The organism is Pseudomonas viridiflava (assembly GCF_003702045.1).
Classification (GTDB): domain Bacteria; phylum Pseudomonadota; class Gammaproteobacteria; order Pseudomonadales; family Pseudomonadaceae; genus Aquipseudomonas; species Aquipseudomonas viridiflava_C.
This window is the reverse complement of record NZ_RBTP01000042.1, coordinates 1-15,993: the sequence shown is the minus strand read 5'-3', so window position 1 is coordinate 15,993 and position 15,993 is coordinate 1. Positions and strand designations below refer to the sequence as shown.

The 15,993-nt window shown below is 58.8% G+C and carries 11 protein-coding genes; 10 read left to right on the top strand and 1 reads right to left on the bottom strand.

From position 1 onward, the window contains the following. Positions 1-191 precede the first annotated feature (191 nt). Positions 192-1,370: a polysaccharide deacetylase family protein gene (locus ALP40_RS13440; protein WP_122208751.1), complete on the bottom strand. Its 1,179-nt coding sequence runs from the start codon at positions 1,368-1,370 to the stop codon at positions 192-194. Between the two features lie 212 nt (positions 1,371-1,582). On the opposite strand from ALP40_RS13440, the gene yaaA reads away from it, so the two are divergent. The 10 genes from yaaA to ALP40_RS13390 form a co-directional block, all read left to right on the top strand. Then, positions 1,583-2,362 (top strand): peroxide stress protein YaaA, encoded by a 780-nt coding sequence (yaaA, locus tag ALP40_RS13435; RefSeq protein ID WP_122208750.1) that lies wholly within the window; start codon positions 1,583-1,585, stop codon positions 2,360-2,362. Positions 2,363-3,178: 816 nt separating this feature from the next. Further along, positions 3,179-4,495, top strand: coding sequence for a nucleotide sugar dehydrogenase (locus tag ALP40_RS13430; protein ID WP_122208749.1), 1,317 nt, complete (start codon positions 3,179-3,181; stop codon positions 4,493-4,495). 98 nt (positions 4,496-4,593) lie between these two features. After that, entirely contained in the window at positions 4,594-6,075 is a 1,482-nt protein-coding gene (alg8, locus tag ALP40_RS13425; RefSeq protein ID WP_122208748.1) for a mannuronan synthase, read from the top strand. A 40-nt stretch (positions 6,076-6,115) separates the two neighbouring features. After that, entirely contained in the window at positions 6,116-7,288 is a 1,173-nt protein-coding gene (locus tag ALP40_RS13420) for an alginate biosynthesis protein Alg44 (RefSeq protein ID WP_122208747.1), read from the top strand. A gap of 2 nt (positions 7,289-7,290) precedes the next feature. Beyond that, the gene (gene algK / locus ALP40_RS13415) at positions 7,291-8,703 is read left to right on the top strand and encodes an alginate biosynthesis TPR repeat lipoprotein AlgK (RefSeq protein ID WP_122208746.1); all 1,413 of its coding nucleotides are present in this window, start codon (positions 7,291-7,293) and stop codon (positions 8,701-8,703) included. Next, positions 8,700-10,181, top strand: a complete 1,482-nt coding sequence (locus ALP40_RS13410) for an alginate export family protein (RefSeq protein ID WP_122208745.1) — start codon at positions 8,700-8,702, stop codon at positions 10,179-10,181. Before algK ends, ALP40_RS13410 begins: the two co-directional genes overlap by 4 nt. Before the next feature lie 26 nt (positions 10,182-10,207). Then, positions 10,208-11,818: a mannuronan 5-epimerase AlgG gene (algG, locus tag ALP40_RS13405; protein ID WP_122208744.1), complete on the top strand. Its 1,611-nt coding sequence runs from the start codon at positions 10,208-10,210 to the stop codon at positions 11,816-11,818. A 14-nt stretch (positions 11,819-11,832) separates the two neighbouring features. After that, on the top strand, positions 11,833-13,272 hold the full coding sequence (locus tag ALP40_RS13400; RefSeq protein ID WP_122208743.1) for an alginate O-acetyltransferase AlgX-related protein: 1,440 nt from the start codon (positions 11,833-11,835) through the stop codon (positions 13,270-13,272). A gap of 8 nt (positions 13,273-13,280) precedes the next feature. Continuing rightward, positions 13,281-14,414 carry a mannuronate-specific alginate lyase gene (locus ALP40_RS13395; RefSeq protein ID WP_122208742.1) on the top strand — a complete coding sequence of 378 codons (1,134 nt, stop codon included), beginning with the start codon at positions 13,281-13,283 and terminating at the stop codon, positions 14,412-14,414. Between the two features lie 165 nt (positions 14,415-14,579). After that, the coding region (locus ALP40_RS13390; RefSeq protein WP_147478320.1) for an MBOAT family protein at positions 14,580-15,993 on the top strand (1,414 nt) is incomplete at its 3' end.

Here is a 15,993-nt window from a genome sequence, read left to right as displayed (position 1 = left end):
CAAGGTGGGTCTTTGAGGACGCCACCTGTGTTGCAGGTTTCGGCGGTCTGTATTCGTAATACAGCAAAAGGGATGACAGAAAAAAGCTCTTTGACAGTTTTTTGAAGTTTATTTCACAGGATGACGAATAGCGCTTGGCGGACGTTCACGGCACGTTTACAGTCGGAAGTCAGCCACAGCCGATTGACCGTTTATTCCCCCTCGGGCGCCTCTTCCTCACTGCCCTCCAGCCCTTTATCCACGGGCGTTTCATACAGATTTCGACAGTCATCCCAGGTCAGTTCGCTTTGCGCGGTATTGGCCAGCAGCAAGGGTACGGCAGACTGCGCTTTATTGGCCGTGTCATGGAAAACCACCGTACCCCGTCGCCAGAGCAGCATGAGCGTCAGTACCCGGTCGCCCGACTGATCGGCAGTGAGCCGGCCGGTTGCGTCCTGCGCATCGATATTCCACAACGACACCCGCAGATGCTGTGAGCGGAAGTAATCGCCACTGTCGGCACGCCGATGACCATAAGGGGGGCGAAACAACGGCACGAAATTGTCGGGAAGAATCTGTTGAACCAGTGCCGCACTGCGTTGAATCGAATCCTGCCAGTCGAGCCACTGGCTGTGCGAGCGGTACTCCCAGCCCTGGATGCCCACGCATTGTTGACGGTACAACGTCTGCAGACTGAGCGCCGATGTGCTGTCCAGGCGCTCTTGCAGGCTCTTGCCCAGAACGTGGAAGGTGGCTGTCATTTTCTGCTGACGCATGAAGTCGGCGAGCCAGTCCGTCGCGCCATCAGCCGCGCTGGGACCGCTGTCGAAATTGAGCTTGAACGTACGGTCCGGCATCTCGTCGCCACTCATCTCATCGGAGTTGTAGCGCTCGATCTCGCTGCTGGTCTGCGGAAACAGCGCGGCGAGAAACAGCAACTCATTGAGGTAACGCTGATGGAACGTGGCGCTCGGTCTTGCCCAAGCGGTATAGAACGAGTCATCGGAAACCTGGTATTCCTCGGCGCGCTGACGCAACTGGTCCATGTCCTCAACCAGCACACAGAAGTTGGCGTCCTGGTCGCAGCTTTTCTGGGCGCTCAGGTAGTTTTCCAGCAAGCGTGACCACAGCCGGTGTCGAACCACGTTCAATGAAGACACGTTGACGTAGCGCAGACCGAGGCGCTGCTTGAGCCCCTCTTCGTCCAGTTTCTCGCTCAGGTACAACTGATGAGCGAAGGACAGGATCTCGGCACGCGACGCCACATCGAACAACGCTGGCGTTTCAAGGCGCTCAGGCCAGACGCTGCGGTCCATCGTGGCGATGATTGGCGCGGCTGCCTGGGCCTGCCCCCCTAACAGCACTGCGCAAACGGCTAAAACAATACGCAAACCCAATGTCCTCTCGGTTGACTGTCGCGTGCTGACCAGCGCGCCACTATAGCTGATATACGCACCGCTTCTTATGTCGGCACGCATACAAACCCCCTGCACAGACCGCCACGGCCATCGTACCCAAACAAGACCTGTCTCTATCGCCACCATAGCTGGAGTCGAGCGCCCTCAGCCCCTAAAATCCCCCGACGATAAAAGGAGACGACTTCATGCTGATGGTGATTTCCCCAGCAAAAACCCTCGATTACGAAACACCGCCCGCCACCGAGCGCTATACCCAGCCGCAATACCTGGACCATTCCCAGGAACTGATCAGCCAGCTTCGCGAACTGACGCCTGCGCAGATCGCCGAACTGATGCACCTGTCCGACAAGTTGGCGGGACTCAATGCCGCGCGTTTCGGTAGCTGGACACCCGCATTCACGCCAGAAAACGCCAAGCAGGCGCTGTTTGCGTTCAAAGGTGACGTTTATACGGGGCTTCAGGCTGACACCCTGACTGAAGATCAGCTCAGCTATGCGCAGGACCATTTACGCATGCTCTCAGGCCTTTATGGGTTGCTGCGCCCGCTGGACCTGATGCAGCCTTACCGGCTGGAAATGGGCACGCGGCTGGCCAATGCCCGCGGCAAAGACCTGTATGCCTTCTGGGGCACGCGCATCAGCGAATGGCTCAATCAAGCGCTGACCGATCAGGGTGACGACCTGCTGCTCAATCTGGCCTCGACGGAATACTTCTCGGCAGTGAAGCGTTCAGCCTTGAACGCCCGGGTTATCGATATCGAATTCAAGGACTGGAAAAACGGTCAGTACAAGATCATCAGCTTCTACGCCAAAAAAGCCCGCGGCATGATGAGCCGGTTTGTCATCGAAGAGCGTATCGACAGCCCCGAAGCGCTTAGAGCGTTTGATGTGCAGGGTTATCGTTATGACACAGAACTATCGTCCCCTTCCAAGTTGGTCTTTCTGCGCGACAGCGTCGACCACTAACGGCGTCAAAGTTGCGTAGCGCGATGCGGCTACGCAACTTAGTTCCTCTATCTCCCCGCCCCGACGACAGCTTTATGACGTCAGACAAATGTCATCTAGTGCGTCGTTTGTCCGACAAGATATTTTTCTCAAAAAATAAACGATTTTTTTACGTGGTAGCACTTTAACTTTTTAGAGTGCTGGCACTTTAACGCCCACCCTAGTTACACCCCCGTAAACATGGGACTTCGTCTTTCAGTGCCATCAGTATGCAATTGTGTATGTCACGTACTTGATACATCAAATTCCCCAAAACAGGACGGGCGGCCAGGAACTAAATGGGAAACCTTACGTTCCTACATCCCGTAACAATTCTCGGCCACTCTGTAGGAGATCACCTACAGCGCAGCGAGGGTAAAAGGGAGTTACCAGCAGGCAGTCCTTTTCCACTGGATGAGGCTGCAGGTACCGAAATTAAGACTCATATCACTAGTTGAAGTAGGTAGACAGGCGAAGCACCGGAACGGTGTGGCGCGCAGGACTCGACAAGGACTGCCAAGGCTCTGGCCAGCGGCTTTCAGTTCCTGATCCGCCGTCGATCGCTATACATGGAGTGGTTTACTGCATCCAAGAGAGCAGGACCCTGTCCGGAAGGCCAGGTCACTTGCCGCTTGTACTTAGTGTCATTTGGGTTCGCCTCGTTTGTTTGGGCACTCACTCTTAAATTATGCCTGCGTTAGTTAGATGGCCTTACACGCTGTCATGACTCGCGTGTGACATCTGCTGGCCAAAATTAATATCCAGCCAACTTATGGCGTGAAAATCGAGGAGAGTACGATGCGTATCAGCATCTTTGGTTTGGGTTATGTCGGTGCAGTCTGTGCCGGTTGCCTTTCTGCACGTGGTCACGATGTTGTCGGCGTGGATATTTCCAGCGCCAAGATCGACCTGATCAATAACGGCAAATCGCCAATCGTTGAGCCGGGTCTGGAAGACCTGCTGGCACAAGGTATCCGCACCGGCAAACTGCGCGGCACTACGGACTTCTCCGAAGCGATTCGCGCAACCGATCTGTCCATGATCTGCGTGGGTACACCGAGCAAGAAGAACGGTGATCTGGAACTCGATTTCATCGAATCCGTCTGCCGCGAAATCGGTTATGTCCTGCGCGACAAGACTTCTCGTCACACCATCGTGGTACGCAGCACCGTACTGCCGGGCACCGTGGCCAACGTAGTAATCCCGATCCTGGAAGACTGCTCCGGCAAGAAAGCCGGCGTGGACTTCGGCGTTGCAGTGAACCCCGAGTTCCTGCGTGAAAGCACCGCGATCAAGGACTACGACCTGCCACCGATGACGGTCATCGGCGAGTTCGACAAGGCCTCCGGCGACGTTCTGCAATCGCTGTACGAAGAACTGGACGCACCGATCATCCGCAAGGACATCGCCGTTGCCGAAATGATCAAGTACACCTGCAACGTGTGGCACGCCACCAAGGTGACCTTCGCCAACGAAATCGGCAACATTGCCAAAGCAGTCGGCGTCGATGGCCGTGAAGTGATGGACGTGGTCTGCCAGGACAAGGCACTGAACCTGTCCCAGTACTACATGCGCCCAGGCTTCGCGTTCGGCGGCTCTTGCCTGCCGAAGGACGTGCGCGCCCTGACCTACCGCGCCAGCACCCTGGACGTCGAGGCTCCACTGCTCAACTCCCTGATGCGCAGCAACGTATCCCAGGTACAGAACGCGTTCGATATGGTCGCCAGCTACGACACCCGCAAAGTTGCACTGCTGGGTCTGAGCTTCAAGGCCGGCACCGACGACCTGCGTGAAAGCCCGCTGGTAGAACTGGCCGAAATGCTGATCGGCAAAGGTTTCGACCTGAGCATCTTCGACAGCAACGTTGAATACGCACGTGTTCACGGCGCCAACAAAGACTACATCGAATCGAAAATCCCGCACGTTTCCTCGCTGCTGAATTCCGACTTCGACCAAGTCATCAACGACTCTGACGTCATCATCCTGGGCAACCGCGACGAGCGCTTCCGTGCACTCGCCGACAAGACCCCTGAAGGCAAGCGCGTCATCGACCTGGTGGGCTTCATGTCCAAGGCCACCAGTGAAAATGGCCGTGCCGAAGGTATCTGCTGGTAAATCAGCCGCAAGCCACAAGCGCCAAGCTCCAGGCCACTCGTTCAAGCATTGCTTGGGCCTGGGGCTTGAGGCTTGCAACTGACTTAGGGATACAGATTATGCAGAGGCTAAAACACGGCCTTTTACAGGCCGCCGGTTGGCTGTTTTATCTCAGTTTATTAATGGGTATTGCCACGGCATTGCCCACCAGTATCTTCGACTCACAGTCGAAGAACTTTATCTTTCTGATTGGCGCTGTGGGTATCTGGCGTTATTCGATGGGTATTACGCACTTCGTGCGCGGGATGATCTTTCTGTACATCGTTTATCCGCACTTGCGCCGCAAGGTTCGCAAGTTGGGTAACGCCGCAGATCCGTCCCATGTGTTTCTGATGGTCACCAGCTTTCGTATCGACGCGCTGACCACCGCTCAGGTGTACAGCTCGGTCATTCGTGAAGCGATCAACTGCGGTTTGCCGACCACCATCGTCTGCTCGCTGGTGGAAATGTCCGATGAGCTGCTGGTCAAGGCGATGTGGGCCAGACTCAACCCGCCGGACCGCGTGAAGCTGGACTTCGTGCGCATCCCTGGCACCGGCAAGCGTGATGGCCTGGCCTACGGTTTCCGTGCGATTTCCCGTCACCTTCCGGATGAACGCGCCGTCGTAGCCGTCATCGACGGCGACACCGTGCTGAACGAAGGCGTTGTGGCCAAGACCGTGCCGTGGTTCCAGTTGTTCGACAATGTCGGCGGCCTGACCACTAACGAGTTTTGTGAAGTGCGCGGCGGTTACATCATGAGCGAGTGGCACAAGCTGCGTTTCGCTCAGCGTCACATCAACATGTGCTCGATGGCCCTGTCCAAGCGCGTTCTGACCATGACCGGCCGCATGTCGGTATTCCGCGCCACCGTGGTCACCGACCCCGAGTTCATCGCCGACGTGGAAAGCGACTCGCTCAACCACTGGCGTCTGGGCACGTTCCGGTTTCTGACCGGCGACGACAAATCCAGCTGGTTCAGTCTGATGCGCCTGGGGTACGACACCTTCTACGTGCCGGATGCCGCGATCAACACGGTCGAGCACCCGCCGGAGAAGAGCTTCCTCAAGGCAAGCCGCAAACTGATGTACCGCTGGTACGGCAACAATCTGCGTCAAAACTCCCGTGCGCTGGGCCTGGGTGTTCGTCGCCTTGGCCTGTTCACCAGTGTGGTGCTGTTCGACCAGCGTGTGTCGATGTGGACGTCCATTCTGGGTCTGACGGTCGCCATCATCGCCAGCTTCAAGTATGGCGGAGCCTTCCTGCTGATGTACCTGCTGTGGATCGGCATGACTCGCCTGATCCTCACGCTGCTGCTGTCCTTCTCGGGACACAGGATCGGCCCTGCCTACCCCCTGATTCTCTATTACAACCAGATCGTCGGCGCCCTGATGAAGATCTACGTCTTCTTCCGCCTGGACCGCCAGTCCTGGACGCGCCAGGACACCAAACTCAGCCGCGACATGGCCAGCTTCCAAGGTTGGTTCAACACGTGGTCGTCCCGAACCATGACTTTCTCGGCTGGCACCATCTTCGTCGCCGTGCTGTTGACGATGGTTTGACCGGGCCAACGGATTAATCGCTTAAGTAGGAAAAATAGCCATGAATACAGCCGTGAATGCGAACGTCGTACATGAATCCGAAGCCCAGCGCCAACACGCCCGGGTCAAGATCCCTGCCAAGCTGCGCCTGCTGAACGACCAGCCGAACGCGCCACTGGTGCGTATCGAAGACCTGTCGGCCGGTGGCCTGAGCTTCATCGCCCCCCAAGGTCAACGCTACACCGCAGGTGAAGTCATCAAGGGTCGTCTGCAGTTTCTGATCGACAACCTCGGTCTGGCGATGGACGTGGAAATGCAGGTCCGCTCGGTGGATAACGCCAGTGGCCGCGTGGGCTGCCAGTTTCAGAATCTGGAAGCTCAGGACATCGCCACGTTGCGCCACCTGATCACCTCGCACCTGTCCGGCGACATCGTCAGCCTGGGCGAAGTGCTGGCCACCCTGCAGCGCGACAACTTCACCAAGGCGCGCAAGGTCAAGGGCAACGACGGCGGCATGAGCGCAATGGGTCGCCTGCGCGCGGTGACGTTCAGCCTTGGCATCTTCATCGTGGGTCTGGCGGCGTTCGGCTTTATCTTCAAGACCATCTACGGCCTGTATTTCGTCAGCCACGCCTCGGCCGGCCTGGTGTCGATCCCGAGCATGGACATCACCATGCCTCGCGAGGGCACCGTACAGAGCCTGGTCCAGCCTAACGGCGAAACCACCAAAGGCGCCCCGCTGGCCACGTTCAACACCAGCATGCTGGAAATGCTCAAAGGCAGCCTGACCGGTGAAGACCTGCAGCCAGCCAAGATCGAAGAACTGTACGGCAAGCAAATGAGCGGCACCCTGACCAGCCCATGCGACTGCGTTGTGGCTCGCCAACTGGTGGGTGATGGTCAGTACGCCAGCAAAGGCCAGGTGATCTTCCAACTGGTGCCACGCAACGCACCGGCCACGGTTGAAGCACGCTTTACCTATCGCCAGTTCAACGACGTCAAGCCAGGCACCCGTGTCAGCTTCCAGGTTGCCGGTGAAAACAAACTGCGCACCGGCGAAATCGTCAGCAGCACCAACCTGAGCGACACCGACCTGTCTACTGACATCCGTGTGCAGATCAAGCCTGACGAAAGCCTGAGCAGCTCGCTGGCCGGCCGTCCTGTCGAAGTGGTCAGTGATCGCGGTCCTTCCGTGAACTGGCTGATCGACAAAGCCGTGGCTGCGGGTCTGTAATCATGAGCAGCCCACTACGACGCCTGTCGACCCCCACGCTATTGAGCCTCGCCGTCGCGCTCGGCCTGAGCGGCTGTGCCGGCCTGCCTGACCAACGTCTTGCCAATGAAGCCTTGAAAAACGGCGACACTGCATTGGCGGAGCAGAACTATCGGCAGCTGGCGGACCTGGGCTACAGCGATGCACAGGTTGGCCTGGCAGATATTCAGGTCAACACCCGCGACCCGGCCCTGCTCAAACAGGCCGAAGCCACTTACCGTGCGGCCGCCGAGACTTCGCCACGGGCGCAATCGCGTCTGGGCCGTCTGCTGGCCGCCAAGCCGGACGCCACCGATGCCGAACGCCACGAAGCCGAAGCGCTGCTGAAGAAAGCCTTCGCCAACGGCGAGTCAGGCACGCTGGTCCCGCTGGCCATGCTGTATCTGCAATACCCGCATACCTTCCCGCAAGTGAATGCGCAGCAGAAGATCAGCGAGTGGCGCGCCGCCGGTTACCCGGAAGCCGGTCTGGCCCAAGTGCTGCTGTATCGCACCCAAGGCACCTACGCCGAGCATCTGGATGAAGTGGAAAGCATCTGCAAGCAGGCGCTGAACACCACAGACATCTGCTATGTCGAACTGGCCACCGTGTACCAGACACGCGGCCAGGCCGAACCGCAGGCCGCGCTGATCGAACGCCTGAAAAGCGAACACGCCGCTGGCCGCATCAGCGCTCAGCGAGTGGACAGCGTGGCGCGCGTACTGGGCGACTCGACCATCGGTACTCCGGACGAAAAGACTGCCCAGCAATTGCTGGAAGGCATCGCCCCGGGCTATCCGGCGTCGTGGGTCACCTTGGCCAAACTGCTTTACGACTTCCCCGAACTGGGCGACGTCAACAAGATGATGGAATACCTGGAAAACGGTCGCGCCGCTGACCAGCCACGCGCTGAGCTGCTGCTGGGTCGTTTGTATTACGAAGGCAAATGGGTCACGCCCGATGCCTTCAAAGCTGAAGAGCATTTGAAGAAAGCCACTGCGACGGAAATCTCGGCTCACTACTACCTGGGTCAGATCTATCGCCGTGGCTACCTCGGCCAGGTCTATCCGCAAAAAGCGGTTGACGAGCTGCTGACCGCCGCACGTGGCGGCCAGAACAGCGCCGACTACGCCCTTGCGCAACTGTTCTCACAAGGCAAAGGCACCAAGCCTGACCCGGTCAACGCCTGGGTATTCGCCCAACTGGCGCTGGCCAGCGAAACCCCGCAGGCCACTGAACTGGCCCAGCAACTGAGCACCACACTGCCGCCTGAAAAGCTCGCCGGCGCCAAGGATCTGTTGGCACGTGAGCAAAAAGTCCGGGGCGCAGCCGCCAACCAGAGCGTGATGGCGATGCAGGCCCTGCAAGAAGAAAAAGACGGTGAGGAAGCACTATGAAGTTGAATCCCCTGATGGCCGCTGGCGTGGGCCTTGGCTTCAGCCTGCTGTGGGCCTGCCCGACGCTGGCAGCGCTGACCGAACAACAGAACTTCGGTCTGGAAGTGAAAGCAACCGGTCAGCTTGAAGACGACCGCGATCTGGGCACCCGCTCGGGCGGCGACGTCAGCGGTCTGGGTCTGGACCTGCGTCCGTGGGTCTACGGCGAGCGCGGCAACTGGAGTGCTTACGCGATGGGCCAAGTGGTCACCGCCACCGACACCATTCAGACAGACCCGCTGGAACAGTCCACCGGCGCAGCCGACGGCCAGACTCAAGTGTCTCGCGGCACGGCCAGCGAGCGCGAAGTCGACAAAACCTACGCTGCACTGCGCGAATTCTGGATCGGCTACAGCGGATTCACGCCCTACCCTGGCGAGATCCTGAAAGTCGGTCGCCAGCGTCTGCGCAATGACGATGGCCAATGGCACGACACCAACATCGAAGCCATCAACTGGACGTTCGACACCACGCTGCTGCGGGCCGAACTGGGCGCCGCGCAACGTTTCAGCGAATACCGCACCGACCTGACAGAACTGGCCCCCGACGACGAAGATCGCCAGCATCTGTTTGGCTCGGCCAGCTATCAGTGGACACCGGGTCACTGGGCAGGCGTGCGTGCGCATTACAGCCACGACGACGGCAAGCTCAAGGACCAGGGCCAGGAACTCGACGACTTGGACAAGACGTCCAACGGCGACCTCACCTGGCTGGGTCTGCAAGCCGACAGCGACGCTTACAACTACCGCAACACCCATCAGCTCAATTACTGGGGCAGCCTGACCTGGCTCAACGGCACTCGTGACGAGATCGGTGTCAACGGCGTGAACGATCAGTACTTTGCCGGCGAGAAAAACAGCCGCGACATGAACGGCTGGGCCACCGACCTGGGCCTGCGCCTGCGTCTGGATCCTCAATGGCAAGTCGGTGCGGCCTACTCGCGCGCCAGCAAGGACTACGTTCAGAACGGCCTGGAAAGCAACCGTTCGAACTGGACCGGCACGCGCTCGCGCATCCATCGCTTCGGCGAAGCCTTCCAGGGCGAAATGGCCAACGTGGAAACCGGCTCGCTGTTCGCCTCCTGGCAGATGAATGAGGAATACGACGCCTCGCTGATCTACCACAAGTTCCGCCGTGTAGACGGCAACACCGGCATCGGTGGCTCGGGTATCAACGCGGTTCGCGAGAACGGCGACAGCAATACCTTCAGCTCGCTGCCGCTGGAAGACGGTCGCAAAGACCTGGGTCAGGAAATGGACCTGGTCGTGACCAAGTACTTTAAACAGGGTCTGTTGCCAGCATCGCTGAGCCAGTCCTTCGACGAACCGTCGGCCCTGGTGCGCTTGCGTGCCGGTGTCTTCAAGCCCGGCGACGCGTACCACAACGGCGTGGATGAATACATGCATCGCGCCATTGTCGACGTCATCTGGCGCTTCTGATGCGAACCGCCAAAGGAGTGCCACAGATGAACAGTCAAGCAAGCAACGGGCGCAATCGCACCTGGCCGCACGCCCTGCTCGAAAGCGCCGTGCTGAGCAGCGCCCTGCTGATCGCCAGCAGCGCGGCACTGGCCAACGCGCCTGTCACCCCCGAGGCGCCGAAGGCGGTGGTCAAGGAGCTGCAAAAGGCCAAGACCTACACCATCACCAGCCCGCCCACCGCGCCGCTGGAAATGGCCAAGCCGGTACTGCCGGACGTCAGCGGCTACACCGCAGAAGCGGCGCTGAAAAAGATCGTGCGCAACAAGCCGGGCAAGATCACCGTCGCCCGGATGATGGAAGAAACCGGCCTGAAGGAATTCATCGGCGGTGATAACAAGATGGCTGAATGGGTCGCCCGTCAAAAGGGTATCCCGCAGGCCATCATGATCTCCGACGGCTACGTGAACCTTCAGGACCTGGTCAGGAAAGTGCCCAAGCAGTTTCTAAATGAAGTGTCGCCGGGCGTCTACGTGGCCCGCCTGCCGATTCTAGTCAAGGAAACCGGCATCTTCGAGATCGACAGCAAGACCAAAGAACTGCGTCTGTCTCAGGAAAAAGGCTCGTTCATCGTCAGCGAAGGCAAGATGCTGATCACCCACACTCAGGTCAATGCCTGGAGCGAAACCCGCAACAGCCTGGCGACGTATCGCAAGCCTGACGAGTTTCGCCCGTTCGTGCTGACTTGGGGCGGCTCGGAAACCTGGATCGCCAACACCAAGATGGCGAGCATGGGCTATGACCAGAGCAAGTCCTACGGCGTGAGTATTTCCCAGTACACGCCGAACACCGCGAAAATTCTCAAGCGCGCCGAGCCGACCGGCTGGATCGTCGATTCGGAATTCTCGGACATGTGGTACGGCTTCTACTGCTACGAGACGCGTGACTTCGTGATCAAGGGCAACACTTATCGCGACAACATCGTCTACGGCATTGACCCGCACGACCGCTCCCACGGCCTGATCATTGCCGAGAACGATGTCTACGGGACCAAGAAGAAACACGGGATCATTATTTCCCGGGAAGTCGACAACAGCTTCATCTTCCGCAACAAAAGCCACGACAACAAGTTGTCCGGCGTGGTCCTGGACCGTAACAGCGTGGGCAACATCGTCGCCTACAACGAGATTTTCCAGAACCATACCGACGGCATCACCCTGTACGAAAGCGGCAACAACCTGCTGTGGGGCAACCGTGTGATTGCCAACCGCCGCCACGGTATCCGCGTGCGTAACAGCGTGAACATCAAGCTGTACGAAAACATCGCCACGGCCAACGGCCTGATGGGCGTCTACGGCCACATCAAGGACCTGAGCGAAACCGACCGCGACATCGACCTCGATCCGTTCGACGCCCAGGTGTCGTTGATCATGGTCGGCGGCGAGCTGGCCAGCAACGGCTCCGGCCCGCTGTCCATCGACTCACCCCTGAGTGTCGAGTTGTATCGCGTTTCGATGCTGGCCCCGACCAAGGAAGTCGGCATCAGCCTCAACGGCATTCTCGGCGAGCGCCAGAGCGAGATCCTCGACCTGCTGGTTCGCCAGAAGAAAGCCGTATTGATCGACCCCGTCGAAAGCCAGACCGAGCTGCGGGAATGAGGAAGGGTATTGTTATGCACGCACATTTGATCAAGCTGTTGAGCCTGTCCAGCCTCACCGCCGCGCTGATGGCCGCCGCCGGTGTCGCTCGCGCGGACGACTCGCAAGCGCCTACCTTTACCGCCGAGCCCTGCTGCAGCCTGTGCCCGGCTGCGCACGACGCGAAGAACTACACCACGCGCTATCAGCAGAACTTCACCACGCTGGTGCAAGCCGAAGGCGACTGGCTGTTCCGTACTCAGGAAGACCTGCGTACGGAATTCGACACCACGCCTGCCGGCTACCGCCGCATGAAAGAACTGCACGATGCGTTCAAGAGCAAAGGCGTTGAGCTGGTAGTGGTTTACCAGCCAACCCGTGGCCTGGTAGACCGTAACAAGTTGCTCCCCGCCGAACGCGACAAGTACGACTACAACAAGGCCTTGAAGAACTATCAAGCCATGCTGGGGCGCTTCAGCAAGATGGGCTACTGGGTGCCAGACCTGTCGCCGTTGACCAACGAACAGCAGGCGCACGATTTCTACTTCCGCGGCGACCAGCACTGGACGCCTTACGGCGCGCAGCGCACGGCGAAGATCGTGGCCGAAACCGTGAAGAAAGTCCCGGGCTACTCGGACATTCCCAAGCGTGAGTTCGAAAGCCATATCTCCGGGCGCATGGGCAAGAACGGCACCCTGCACAACATGGCAGGCCAGTTGTGTGGCACCAGCTACGCGGTTCAATACATGGACCAGTTCAGCACCGAGCCCAAGGGCGAAGCCGGTGACGGCGATCTGTTCGGCGATTCCGGGAACCCGGAAATCACCCTGGTCGGCACCAGCCACAGTGGCAAGAACTACAACTTTGGCGGTTTCCTTCAGGAATACCTCAGCGCCGATGTGCTAAACGTCGCGTTCCCCGGCGGCGGTCTGGAAGGCTCGATGTTGCAGTACCTGGGCAGCGAAGACTTCCAGAAACGTCCGCCGAAAATTCTCATCTGGGAATTCTCGCCGCTGTACCGCCTGGATCAGGAAACCATCTATCGCCAGATGATGGCGCTGCTGGACAACGGCTGTGAAGGCAAGCCTGCCATCATGAGTGCCAGCACCACCCTCAAGCCGGGCAACAACGAAGTGTTGGTCAACGGCAAGAACGGCATCAAGGATATTCGTAACGGTAACAACCAGATCGATATCCGCTTCGACGACACCTCCGTGAAAGTCCTTCAAGCCAGGCTCTGGTACATGAACGGTCGTCACGAAGACCTGAAAATCGAAAAGCCGGAAACCTCGGACACCGATGGACGCTTCGCCTTTGAATTGCGCGAAGACGAGGACTGGGCTGATCAGCAGTTGCTGGCGCTCGAGATCCAGGGACCGGAAGCAGGAGCAGAGCCACAGAAAGTCGAAGCGAAAGTATGCAAACGCAACGTGTTCCCGAGCGCTGCGAAACACACCGCTCAAGCCGGACTATGAGGTGACATATGCAGACTCCGAAACTGATACGCCCTACCCTGCTGTCGATGGCAATCCTGTCATCGATGGCGTGGGCAATGGGTGCGTCCGCATCCGCGACGCTGGTTCCACCAAAAGGCTATGACGCACCGATCGAAAAGATGAAGACCGGTGATCACAACTTTACCTGTGATGCCATCCCGACGCCTTACACCGACAAACTGGTGTTTCGCAGCAAGTACGAAGGTTCGGACAAGGCTCGCGCCACCCTGAACCTGAAGTCCGAAGAAGCCTTTCGCGATGCGACCAAGGACATCACCACCCTTGAGCGCGGCGTGAGCAAAGTCGTGATGCAGTACATGCGCGACGGTCGTCCCGAGCAGCTCGATTGCGCGCTGAACATGATGACCACCTGGGCCAAGGCCGATGCGCTGGAGTCCCGCGAGTTCAACCATACCGGCAAGTCCATGCGCAAATGGGCGCTGGGCAGCATGTCGTCGGCGTACCTGCGCTTGAAGTTCTCCGACTCCAAGCCGCTGGCCAACCGTCAGCAGGACGCGCAGATCATCGAAGCCTGGTTCAGCAAACTGGCCGATCAGGTGGTCAGCGACTGGAGCAATCTGCCGCTGGAAAAAATTAACAACCACTCGTACTGGGCCGCCTGGTCAGTGATGTCAACGGCCGTCGCCACCAATCGTCAGGACCTGTTCGACTGGGCGATCAAGGAGTTCAAGGTTGCCGCCAATCAGGTGGACAAGGACGGCTTCCTGCCTAACGAAATGAAGCGCCGTCAACGCGCCCTTTCGTATCACAACTATGCCTTGCCGCCACTGGCCATGATCGCCAGCTTCGCCCAGGCCAATGGTGTGGATCTGCGTCCGGAAAACAACGGTGCGCTCAAGCGTCTGGCTGACCGTGTGCTGGCTGGCGTGAAGGATCCTTCGATGTTCGCCGAGCACAACGGTGAGAAGCAGGACATGACGGACCTGAAAAAGGACCCGAAATTCGCCTGGCTGGAACCGTACTGCTCGCTCTACACCTGCAACCCGGAAACGCTTGAAGAGAAACACGAAAAGCAGCCGTTCAAGACGTTCCGTCTGGGTGGCGACCTGACCAAGGTCTACGACCCGTCTCATGAAAAAGGCGACAAGGACGGTTCCTGATTCGATGCGGTTTTGAATAGTGGGAGCGGACATGTCCGCGAAGATGTTCAGGCTGTCCTGTTTTCCTGGACACGTCCGCTCCCAGAGTGATTTACCCCCCTGTTTTCGATGGGGGGTTTGGGGGGGCTTTGGGCCCTTGAATGTTGGACAAACGGAGAGATAAGGATGGTTTTCTCATCCAACGTGTTCCTGTTCCTGTTCTTGCCGATCTTCCTCGGCTTGTACTACTTGAGCGGGCAACGCTATCGCAATCTGCTGCTGCTGATCGCCAGCTATATCTTCTACGCCTGGTGGCGTGTGGACTTCCTGGCCCTGTTCATAGGCGTCACCGTCTGGAACTACTGGATCGGCCTCAAAGTGGGCGCAGCAGGCGTGCGGACCAAACCGGCACAGCGCTGGCTGTTGCTCGGCGTGGTCGTGGACCTCGGCATTCTGGGCTACTTCAAGTACGCGAACTTCGGCGTGGACAGCATAAACGCGGCCATGACCTCGATGGGTCTGGAACCGTTCATCCTGACGCACGTGTTGCTGCCGATTGGTATTTCGTTCTACGTGTTCGAGTCGATCAGCTACATCATCGACGTGTATCGCGGCGACACACCGGCCACCCGCAACCTGATCGACTTTGCTGCGTTCGTGGCGATCTTCCCGCACCTGATCGCAGGTCCCGTGTTGCGTTTCCGTGATCTGGCCGACCAGTTCAACAACCGTACACACACGCTGGACAAATTCTCCGAAGGCGCCACACGCTTCATGCAGGGCTTCATCAAGAAAGTGTTCATCGCCGACACCCTCGCGGTCGTGGCGGACCACTGCTTCGCCTTGCAGAACCCGACCACAGGCGACGCCTGGCTTGGTGCGCTGGCGTACACCGCTCAGCTGTATTTCGACTTCTCCGGTTACAGCGACATGGCCATCGGCCTGGGTCTGATGATGGGTTTCCGCTTCATGGAAAACTTCAAACAGCCCTACATCAGCCAATCGATCACCGAGTTCTGGCGTCGCTGGCACATCAGCCTCTCCACCTGGCTGCGTGACTACCTGTACATCACTTTGGGCGGCAACCGTGGCGGCAAGTTCGCAACCTACCGCAACCTGTTCCTGACCATGCTGTTGGGCGGTCTGTGGCACGGCGCCAACGTCACCTACATCATCTGGGGTGCCTGGCACGGCATGTGGCTGGCGATCGAGAAAGCGCTGGGCATCAATACCAAGCCTTACAACTTCAACGTGATTCGCTGGGCACTGACCTTCCTGCTGGTGGTCGTCGGCTGGGTGATCTTCCGCGCAGAAAACCTGCACGTCGCAGCCCGTATGTACGGCGCGATGTTCAGCTTTGGCGAATGGCAGCTGTCCGAGCTCAACCGCGCAAGCCTCACCGGTCTGCAAGTGGCGACCCTGGTTCTGGCCTACGCAACGCTGGCGTTCTTCGGTCTGCGTGACTTCTACCAGAACCGTCAAGCCGACGATGGCAAGAGCGCCAAGGCCGACGGTCCTGCGACCGCGCAGCCGGGCACCATCAAGGCCGTTCCTGGCGACGCGCCCGGCAGTCTGCATCTGCCCGGCTACACCGTGGGCA